This is a genomic window from Achromobacter sp. GbtcB20 (assembly GCF_019091095.1).
Lineage (GTDB): Bacteria > Pseudomonadota > Gammaproteobacteria > Burkholderiales > Burkholderiaceae_B > Achromobacter > Achromobacter mucicolens.
On the sequence record NZ_JAGXJZ010000570.1, the window covers coordinates 1 to 267 of the forward strand.

Here is a 267-nt window from a genome sequence, read left to right on the forward strand (position 1 = left end):
TGTCGGCCTTCCCGCGCGGGTGTCTGTCCTGAACGTGGGTCTGGCCGGAAGTGAGGGCCGGCGCGGGGGGGGGGCGGTGGACGGTACCGATACGGCGTTCATGCTGGGCACCCTGGCGATCGTCGGCCCGCGGCTATCCGGTCAGTTGCGCGTGTTCTTGCTCACCCTGACCGTGGTCGATGACTTCCTCGCCGTGTCCATCATCGGCATCGTCTATAGCGAGGAGATCCGGGTCGTCCCGTTGCTGATCGCCCTCGCCAGTCTCGT

At 67.0% G+C, this 267-nt stretch carries 1 protein-coding gene; it reads left to right on the forward strand.

Annotated elements, in window-relative coordinates; all coding sequences use genetic code 11:
- On the forward strand, positions 1–267 hold a 267-nt coding region (locus tag KVT32_RS32385; RefSeq protein ID WP_217619448.1), incomplete at both ends, for a Na+/H+ antiporter NhaA.